Raw genomic sequence first — 8138 nt, 5'->3', positions numbered from 1 at the left:
GGTGGCGGCGGCCCGGGCCGACGGCCACATCGATGCCGCCGAGCGCCAGAAGATCCAGGAGTACCTGACCGAACAGGGGGAGCGGGATGCGGCCCGCTGGATTGACGCCGAGCTCTCCCGCCCCCTCGACCCCCATGTCCTGGCGCGAGAAGTGACCGACATGGAGCTGGCGACCGAGGTCTACCTCGCCTCCCTGCTCACCATTGAGGTGGATCACTTCATGGAGCGCGGCTATCTGGACGAGCTGGCGCGGGCCTTGAAGCTGGATGACAACCTCAAGGGGAGCATAGAGCGCCAGGTGGCCCAGCTGGGGGCGCCGGGTTGATCCCGCATTGCCATCAGGATTGTCCACAAGGCCCCGTCATGGGGCCTTGTCGTTGCCGGGGGGGCTGTTGATTGCCGTGACGAGCCGATAAGATGCGGGTTCCAAAGGGTGACCGCCGAGCCTCTTTCCTCGCTGGCGACCCTCACTGCAAGGAGCATCAGGTGGACATTCGCAAGGCAACTGAACAGGATATCGACGCTATTTTGGCCCTGAACCAGCAGATAGGTCAGCTCCACTTCGAGCAGGTGCCCGAGGTGTTCTGCCCCCCGTCCCCGGAGGACAGGGCCTTCTTGCTCGGCGCCATTGCCGACGAGGCGCGTCTTTTCTGCGTGGCGGTGGTGGCGGGAGAGGTGGCGGGCTTTCTCACCGCCCGCATCGACCTCAACGAGAGCGTCCCCTTTCTCAGCAAGCTGCCCGTCTGCCGCATCACGACCGTGGTGGTGGATGAGGGGCTCCGCTCCCGGGGCATCGGTCGGGCGCTGATCGCCCACGGGGACCAGTGGGGCAAGGCGCGGGGCGCAAGCCAGTTGCGCCTGGAGGTGATGGCTTTCAACGAGCGGGCCAGGGCCCTCTACGAGCGACTGGGTTTCAAGGCCCAGTCACAGACCATGGCCAGATAAGGCGCATTCGCTTGCAAAAGGGCCCGTTACGGGCCCTTGTCGTGTGAGGCGTCAGGGGGGCTCTGCCAGGTTTCCCGTTGCCGGGCTATAAGGTCCGCAAGCCGGTTGAGCGCCGCGTCCAGTTGCGGGCTCCAGGGGTGGGAGCTGTTGAGGCGCAGGCAGTGGTTGTGCTGGCCCTGGCTGGAGAAGAGGGCCCCGGGGGCGATGGAGACGCCCTGCGCGATGGCGCTGGCATAGAGCGCCCGGCCATCGAGGCGGGCGTCAAATTCGAGCCAGAGAAAGTAGCCTCCGTCCGGGGAGGAGATGCGCGCCTCGGGGAAGAGGCGCATCAGGGCCGCCCGCATCTGCTGCTGGCGCTGGGCCAGGGTGTGGCGCAGGCGGCGAAAGTGGGCGTCCACCCCGCCCTGGCGCAGCATGTCGGCCAGCGCCAGCTGACTGGGCACATTGGTCGAGAGCGTCGACATCAGTTGCAGCCGCTGGATGCGCTCGGCGTGGCGCTTCGCCACCACCCAGCCGACCCGAAAGCCCGGCGCCAAACACTTGGTCCAGGAGCCGCACAGCAGGCTCTCTCCCCGCGCATCCCAATGGGTGATGGACCTTGGCCGCTCGCGCCCGACATAGAGCTCCGCATAGACGTCATCCTCCACCAGGGGGACCTGATGGCGGTTGAGCAGCCCCATCAGCGCCTGCTTGTGCTCATCCGGCATGGTATGGCCGAGGGGGTGCTGGACATTGCCCATCAGCCAGCACGCCTTGACGGGGCGCTGTGCGAGGGCCTCCTCCAGCAGGGCGAGATCGATGCCCACCCCGGGGATCACCGGGATCTCCACCACCTTGAGCTTGAGCCGCTCGATGGCCTGGAGGGCGCCGTAGAAGGTGGGGGACTCCACCACCACCCAGTCGCCGGGCTCGGTCAGCACCTGAAGGCTGAGGGAGAGCGCCTCCATGGCCCCCGTGGTGATGATGATCTGCTGGGGATCCACCGCCATCCCCTCGCCGGCGTAGCGCCGGGCGATGGCGCGGCGCAGTGCCTCGTTGCCGGGGGGCAGATCTGCCACCGTGCTGAAGGGATCGAGGCGGCGCATGCAACTGCCGAGGGCCCGACCGAGTTGGGGGTGGGGGAAGAGGGTGGGGTCCGCCACCGCCATGCCAAGGGGCACCAGCTCCCGTGACTTGCTCGCCTGCAGCACCTCGAACACCAGATCGTTGATGTCCACCGAGCCGCTGTAGCGGGCCTGCTGGGGCTGGCTCTCCCGCCGGGCCGTGCTCGCGGCCTTGACGTAGTAGCCGGACTGGGGCCGCGCCAGGATGAGGCCCCGGCTTTCGAGCAACTGATAGGCCTGGAGCACCGTCATGGGGCTGAGGCCATGGGTCTTGCAGCTCTGGCGGATGGAGGGGATGCGCTCCCCCGGCTGCCAGAGGCCGCTCGTGATCTGCTGTTGCAGCTGGTCTGCCAACTGGCCGTAGCGGGACATGGTGGGCCCAAACTGTTATAGGTGTTTTTCACTATAACTGCATCTGTTATAGGTGTCATGGACCATGGTGTACTTGGCGGGCGAAAACCTGTCCGTTAAATGCAACATAGAGAGTCATGCATGATAAGCCTGGATGATGTGGTCAGCCTCTCCCGAATACAGTTCGGGGCGACGGCGATGTTCCACTTTCTGTTTGTGCCCCTCACCCTGGGGCTGTCCTGGATCCTGGTGATCGCCGAGTCGGCCTACGTGATGACCGGCAAGGTGATCTACAAGGACATCACCCGCTTCTGGGGCAAGCTGTTTGGCATCAACTTCGTGATGGGGGTGACCACCGGGATCACCCTGGAGTTCCAGTTCGGGACCAACTGGGCCTATTACTCCCACTATGTCGGCGATATCTTCGGCACGCCGCTGGCGGTGGAGGGGCTGATGGCCTTCTTCCTCGAGTCTACATTGGTGGGCCTTTTCTTCTTCGGCTGGGACAAGCTCTCCCGCGGTCAGCACCTGCTGGTGACCATGCTGGTGGCGCTCGGCTCCAACCTCTCCGCCCTCTGGATCCTCATCGCCAACGGCTGGATGCAAAACCCGGTCGGCGCCGAGTTCAACCCCATGACCATGCGCATGGAGCTGGTGGATGTGGCCGCGGTCATCTTCAACCCGGTGGCCCAGGTCAAGTTTGTCCACACGGTGGCGGCAGGCTATGTGGCGGCCTCCCTGTTCGTGATGGGGGTGAGCAGCTGGTATCTGCTGCGCGGCATGGAGGTGCGCTTCGCCCTGCGATCCTTTGCCATCGCCTCGGGCTTTGGCCTCGCGGCCATCCTCTCTGTCATCGTGCTCGGGGACGAGTCGGGCTATCGCTCGGGGGAGGTGCAGAAAGTCAAGCTCGCCGCCATCGAGGCGGAGTGGGAGACGGAGCCCGCCCCGGCTTCTTTCACCCTGTTCGGCCTGCCGGATCAGCGTGCCGAGACCACCCATGCGGCCATCAAGATACCCTATCTGATGGGCATCATCGCCACCCGCTCCCTGGATGAGCAGGTGACGGGGCTCAAAGATCTGAAAGCGCAGCACGAGGCGCGCATTCGCAGCGGCATGCTGGCCCACGAGGCGCTCGAAGCGATGCGGGCAGATGGCAGCAACCAGGCGGCCCGCGCCACCTTCGAGCGCCACCGCGGCGATCTGGGCTACGGCCTCTTGCTCACCCCCTATGCCAAGGAGATTGGCAAGGCGGACGAGGGGGCCATCGCCAAGGCGGTGGAGGACTCCATCCCCCAGGTGGCGCCGCTGTTCTGGAGCTTTCGCCTGATGGTGGGCATCGGCGTGGCGCTGCTGGTGCTCTTTGCCGCCGCCTTCCTGCAACTGTGCCGGGGCAGGCTGGTGCAATCTCCGCGGCTGCTCAGGGCCCTGCTCTGGTCTATTCCGCTGCCCTGGATTGCCATCGAGGCAGGCTGGTTCGTGGCGGAGTTCGGTCGCCAGCCCTGGACCATCAGCGACGTGCTGCCGGTGTCGGCCTCCGTCTCCCTGCTGCAACCGGGGCAGCTCTGGTTCAGCCTCATCGCCATCTTCTTCATTTACAGCAGTCTGCTGGTGGTGGAGCTGTTCTTGTTGCGTCATGTGATCCGCAAAGGGCCTGCCAGCCTGCAGACGGGTCGTTATCAAGGTGAAGTGTTGCAAAACGGGAGTCCTGCCTGATGGATTACGAAACCCTGAAAGTGATCTGGTGGGGGCTGGTGCTCTTCCTGCTGGTCGGCTTCGTGGTGATGGATGGCTTCGATCTCGGGGTTGGCATGCTGCTGCCCGTGGTCGGCAAGACGGATGACGAGCGGCGGGTGCTGCTCAACAGCGTGGGGCCGGTGTGGGAGGGCAACCAGGTGTGGCTCATCGCCGGTGCCGGCACCCTGTTTGCCGCCTGGCCCCTGGTCTATGCCGCCGCCTTCTCGGCGCTTTACGTGCCCTTCATGTTCCTGCTGTTCGGTCTCTTTTTGCGACCGGTGGGCTTTGACTATCGCAGCAAGCTGCCGGACCCGGTCTGGCGCCGCTGGTGGGACCGCGCCCTGGTGGTGGGCGGTCTGCTGCCGACCCTGGTGTTTGGTGCCACCCTTGGCCTGGTGCTGCAAGGGCTGCCGTTTCGCTTCGATGCGGCCCTTCGCATCCACTATGGCGCCTTTGCGTTCCACTGGCCGCTGCTGTTGACCGCCATGGGAACGGCGCTGGCGCTGCTCTTGCTGCACGGTGCCAGCTTCCTGCAGTGCAAGACCCAGGGGGCCATAGCGGCGCGCAGCGCCCGCCTCGCCCTCTGGCTCGGCCCCCTGGCGAGCGCCCTCTTTGCCCTTGGCGGCGTCTGGCTTGGGGAGATGGCGGGGTATCGCATCACGGCCATCGGCGATCTCAACGGCGCCCTCACTCCGCTGATGAAAGAGGTGGTGGCGGTGCCGGCAGGCTGGCTTGGCAACTTTGTCGCCCATCCGGTGCTCTGGGCCGTGCCTGTGCTCGGGCTGCTGCTGCCCCTGGTGTGCGCGCTGGCAAGCCGCCTCGGCAAGTCCGGGCTGGCACTCGTTGCCAGCGGCGGTGCCTGCGCCGCCATGATGCTGACCGTGGCCATCGCGCTCTTCCCCTTCGTGCTGCCCTCGTCCCTGGATCCGGCCAGCAGCCTGACCCTGTGGGACAGCACCTCCAGCGAGCGCACCCTGCTTATCATGCTGGGGATCGTCGGGGTACTGATGCCGGTCAACATCGGCTACACCCTCTGGGTCTACCGGGTGGTGCGCGGCAGGGTCAGCGCCGAACAGGTGCGCCAGCACGGCCACAGCCTCTACTAATCCGCTTCAACACAAGGATCAACGCGATATGTGGTATTTCACCTGGTTGCTGGGGCTGGGGTTCGCCTTGCTCTGCGGGCTGGTCAACCTGCTCTGGCTGGAGGCGCGCTGGGCCGCGGACGAGGATCTCAAGGAGTCTTGAGCCGTGCCATCTTGCCAATGAAAAAGGCCGACACCCAGTGTCGGCCTTTCTGCATCTAGTGTTTATGTTACTTATCTTCTGATTGCTGAAGTGAAGGTTTGGAAGTGTTCTCTTCGATGTATGTTAAGAGATCGTCCAGAATCGCTTTTGTACTACGGTGTTGTTCTCTTATTCCGTTTGCATATGACCCCATCATCTCTAGAAGTCGTTCCTTAATTTTGGGGTCATATTTCTCTTCATTCCCAATGTAATATTTTTGGTGATTCACAAGTTCCAAGCATTGCGTGTTGTTCTGTTCAAAGCTGTCCAGCAAGTCTTTCATGTGTGTGTAAGTTGAGATGATTTTTCGTCTTAACTCGCCATCTTTCACTCTGCCAACCATATGTGAGCTGTTGTTGTAGACCGCAAAGAATCCATCATGTGTTGGATACACGAATACTAATGGTTCGTCGTGTTGACTGGTTTCTACATCTATTCCCACTGATGTCATGTACGCATCCCTGAGTACCGAAAGCTCTTCATAAACTGACCAGATGAAGCCGTGGATTAGATTTTCCTCTGCCTTATCTGCTGCTTCTTGTTGAAGCTTGTGGGCTTGCCTAATCCCCTCAATGGTTGCTTTTCTGGTCAACCACCCACCAATAAGCGCGCCACCTAAGCCCGCAATCAAAGTGGGGCCAGCAGTTACCAATCCTTCTGCCCAATCCATCCCAAGACCTCTCCAGTGTTATAAATGCAGTCCTCCGTTAGGTTACCTCTTCTGGTGTTCCATTCGCACCAAGTATGAAAAAATTAATATAAACCAGTTGGTTGCATTTATGGGGCTGGGGTTTGCCCTGCTCTGCGGGCTGGTCAATCTGCTCTGGCTGGAGGCGCGCTGGGCCGCCGATGAGGATATCAAGGAGCCCTGAGCCTCGCATCTTGCCCATGAAAAAGGCCGACACAGGGTGTCGGCCTTTTGCTTGCCCGGGGTCAGGCAAGGGCGGCGCGGCGCTCGCCCGCTTCGCTGACATGGGTGAGGCCGTAGGCCAGCAGCACGATGAGGGCGCCAATCCAGGGTGTGTGCATCAGGCCGAGGTGCTCCACCACGAAACCGCCGACCACGGAGCCCAGCGCAATGCCGACGTTGAAGGCGGCGATGTTGAGGCCGGAGGCCACATCCACGGCATTGGGGGTGTGGCGCTCGGCCTGTTTCACCACCAGTACCTGAAGACCCGGCACGTTGCCAAAGGCGAAGGCGCCCCACACCAGCACGGTCAGTACCGCCAGCACCGGGTGCGGTGCGGTGAAGGTGAGCACCAGCAGCACCAGGGCGAGCCCGGCGAACAGCAGCTTCAGCGCAGGCAGCGGGCCCATCCGGTCGGCGAGCTTGCCGCCCCAGATATTGCCGACGGCGACCGATACCCCGTACACCAGCAGAATGAGGCTGACCGCGCCGGCGCTAAAGCCGCTCACCTGTTGCAGGATGGGGGCGAGGAAGGTAAACGCCGTGAAGGCACCGCCGTAACCGAGCGCCGTCTTGGCGTAGACCAGCAGCAAGGGCTTCCTGGTGAGCACCGAGAGCTGCTCGCGAACGCTGGAGGCGGCCCCCTTCGGCAGGTTCCCCGGTACCAGCAGCATGCTGCCCACCATGGCGACGAGGCCGAGCAGGCTCACCACCAGGAAGGTTTCGCGCCAGCCAAAGACCTGACCAATCCAGGTGCCAAGTGGGACGCCGGTCACCAGGGCGACCGTGAGGCCGCTGAACATGATGGCGATGGCGCTGGCCGCCTTCTCTTTGGCCACGAGACCCGTGGCGATGGTGCTGCCTACCGAGAAGAAGACCCCGTGGGCCAGCCCGGTGAGGATGCGGGACACAATCAGGCTCTCGTACCCGGGGGCCTGCCAGGCCAGCAGGTTGCCGACAGTGAAGAGGGCCATCAGTCCCACCAGCAGCCACTTGCGCGGCAGCTTGCCGGTGAGGGCCGTGAGCACGGGGGCGCCGATGGCCACCCCAAGGGCATAGAGGCTGACCAGAAGGCCCGCCGAGGGGAGCGAGACATTGAGCTGCTCAGCGATGGTGGGGATGAGCCCCACGATCACGAATTCGGTGGTGCCTATAGCAAAGGCACTTAAGGTGAGGGCAAATAACGCCAGTGGCATAACAACTCCTTGGATTGGGACTCCCGACGGGAGAATGGCGCCAGTATGCCGAGGGTGTTTGTTGGTAAAAATGACGGCAACGTCAAATTACTTTTGCCAAATCAGCAGCAATGGGGCCGTGGAAGTGGGAGTGGCCGAGGCAACTGCGGCAAGAGCGGCCGTAGCGCGCGAGGTGGGTGCAGAGACAACGCGCACGGCGGCAACCCGTGCAGAGCGAGCCGGGACAGAGAGAAAAGAGGAAAGAGAAATGAGGTAAGAGGTAAAGGATTGAGGGAAGGTGTTGGAGGAGGACTCGGGCGGCGGTGACGCGCGGTATTGGGGACAAAAAAAGCGGGAGGCATTGTGCCTCCCGCTGGTGCTGAAGAATGTCATTGAGCCTTATTTGCTCCCTTCTCCCCTGGCGGGAGAAGGGCTGGGGATGAGGGGGATCAATCCCAATCCGGCGCAAAGTCCGGGTTGGCGCAGCGCTCACCCCGATCCAGGGTGGCAATCTGCGCCATCTCGTCGCTGCTGAGCCGTACCTTCAGCGCGGCCAGGTTGGCGGCCAGATTCTCCCGCTTGGTGGAACTCGGGATCACCGTCATGCCCTGGGCCAGCAGCCAGGCCAGCGACACC

The 8138-nt window shown here is 63.1% G+C and carries 10 protein-coding genes; 6 read left to right on the top strand and 4 right to left on the bottom strand.

Features of this window, described 5'->3' with window-relative positions; all coding sequences use genetic code 11:
- The coding region (locus AACR77_RS09370) for a tellurite resistance TerB family protein (RefSeq protein WP_231563191.1) at positions 1-325 on the top strand (325 nt) is incomplete at its 5' end.
- 161 nt (positions 326-486) lie between these two features.
- Positions 487-945 (top strand): GNAT family N-acetyltransferase, encoded by a 459-nt coding sequence (locus AACR77_RS09365; protein WP_042881007.1) that lies wholly within the window; start codon positions 487-489, stop codon positions 943-945.
- A 26-nt stretch (positions 946-971) separates the two neighbouring features.
- Here AACR77_RS09365 and AACR77_RS09360 read toward each other — a convergent pair whose 3' ends face one another.
- Positions 972-2420 carry an aminotransferase-like domain-containing protein gene (locus tag AACR77_RS09360; RefSeq protein ID WP_042881005.1) on the bottom strand — a complete coding sequence of 483 codons (1449 nt, stop codon included), beginning with the start codon at positions 2418-2420 and terminating at the stop codon, positions 972-974.
- Between the two features lie 120 nt (positions 2421-2540).
- Between AACR77_RS09360 and AACR77_RS09355 the strand changes: the two genes are divergently transcribed.
- The 3 genes from AACR77_RS09355 to AACR77_RS09345 are packed head-to-tail and all read left to right on the top strand — an operon-like array spanning position 2541 to position 5381.
- The gene (locus tag AACR77_RS09355) at positions 2541-4112 is read left to right on the top strand and encodes a cytochrome ubiquinol oxidase subunit I (protein WP_042881004.1); all 1572 of its coding nucleotides are present in this window, start codon (positions 2541-2543) and stop codon (positions 4110-4112) included.
- On the top strand, positions 4112-5239 hold the full coding sequence (cydB, locus tag AACR77_RS09350) for a cytochrome d ubiquinol oxidase subunit II (RefSeq protein WP_042015906.1): 1128 nt from the start codon (positions 4112-4114) through the stop codon (positions 5237-5239). The genes AACR77_RS09355 and cydB overlap by 1 nt, the downstream gene beginning before the upstream one ends.
- 28 nt (positions 5240-5267) lie before the next feature.
- Positions 5268-5381 (top strand): CydX/CbdX family cytochrome bd oxidase small subunit, encoded by a 114-nt coding sequence (locus tag AACR77_RS09345; protein WP_042881002.1) that lies wholly within the window; start codon positions 5268-5270, stop codon positions 5379-5381.
- Between the two features lie 67 nt (positions 5382-5448).
- Here the strand turns inward: AACR77_RS09345 and AACR77_RS09340 are convergent, their stop codons facing one another.
- Complete coding sequence (locus AACR77_RS09340; RefSeq protein ID WP_042881000.1) at positions 5449-6090, bottom strand: hypothetical protein; 642 nt, start codon at positions 6088-6090, stop codon at positions 5449-5451.
- Positions 6091-6199: 109 nt separating this feature from the next.
- On the opposite strand from AACR77_RS09340, the gene AACR77_RS09335 reads away from it, so the two are divergent.
- Positions 6200-6292, top strand: coding sequence for a hypothetical protein (locus AACR77_RS09335; RefSeq protein WP_042880999.1), 93 nt, complete (start codon positions 6200-6202; stop codon positions 6290-6292).
- A 61-nt stretch (positions 6293-6353) separates the two neighbouring features.
- On the opposite strand, the gene AACR77_RS09330 is transcribed toward AACR77_RS09335, so the two are convergent.
- Together AACR77_RS09330 and AACR77_RS09325 are read right to left on the bottom strand one after the other, a co-directional pair.
- Positions 6354-7523, bottom strand: coding sequence for an MFS transporter (locus AACR77_RS09330; RefSeq protein WP_042880997.1), 1170 nt, complete (start codon positions 7521-7523; stop codon positions 6354-6356).
- 428 nt (positions 7524-7951) lie between these two features.
- The coding region (locus AACR77_RS09325) for an aldo/keto reductase (protein ID WP_042880995.1) at positions 7952-8138 on the bottom strand (187 nt) is incomplete at its 5' end.

Origin of the sequence: Aeromonas sp. ZOR0002 (assembly GCF_963866995.1) — a bacterium.
Classification (GTDB): Bacteria; Pseudomonadota; Gammaproteobacteria; order Enterobacterales; family Aeromonadaceae; genus Aeromonas; species Aeromonas caviae.
The sequence above is the reverse complement of the archived record's forward strand: the minus strand, read 5'-3'. Positions and strand labels throughout refer to the sequence as shown.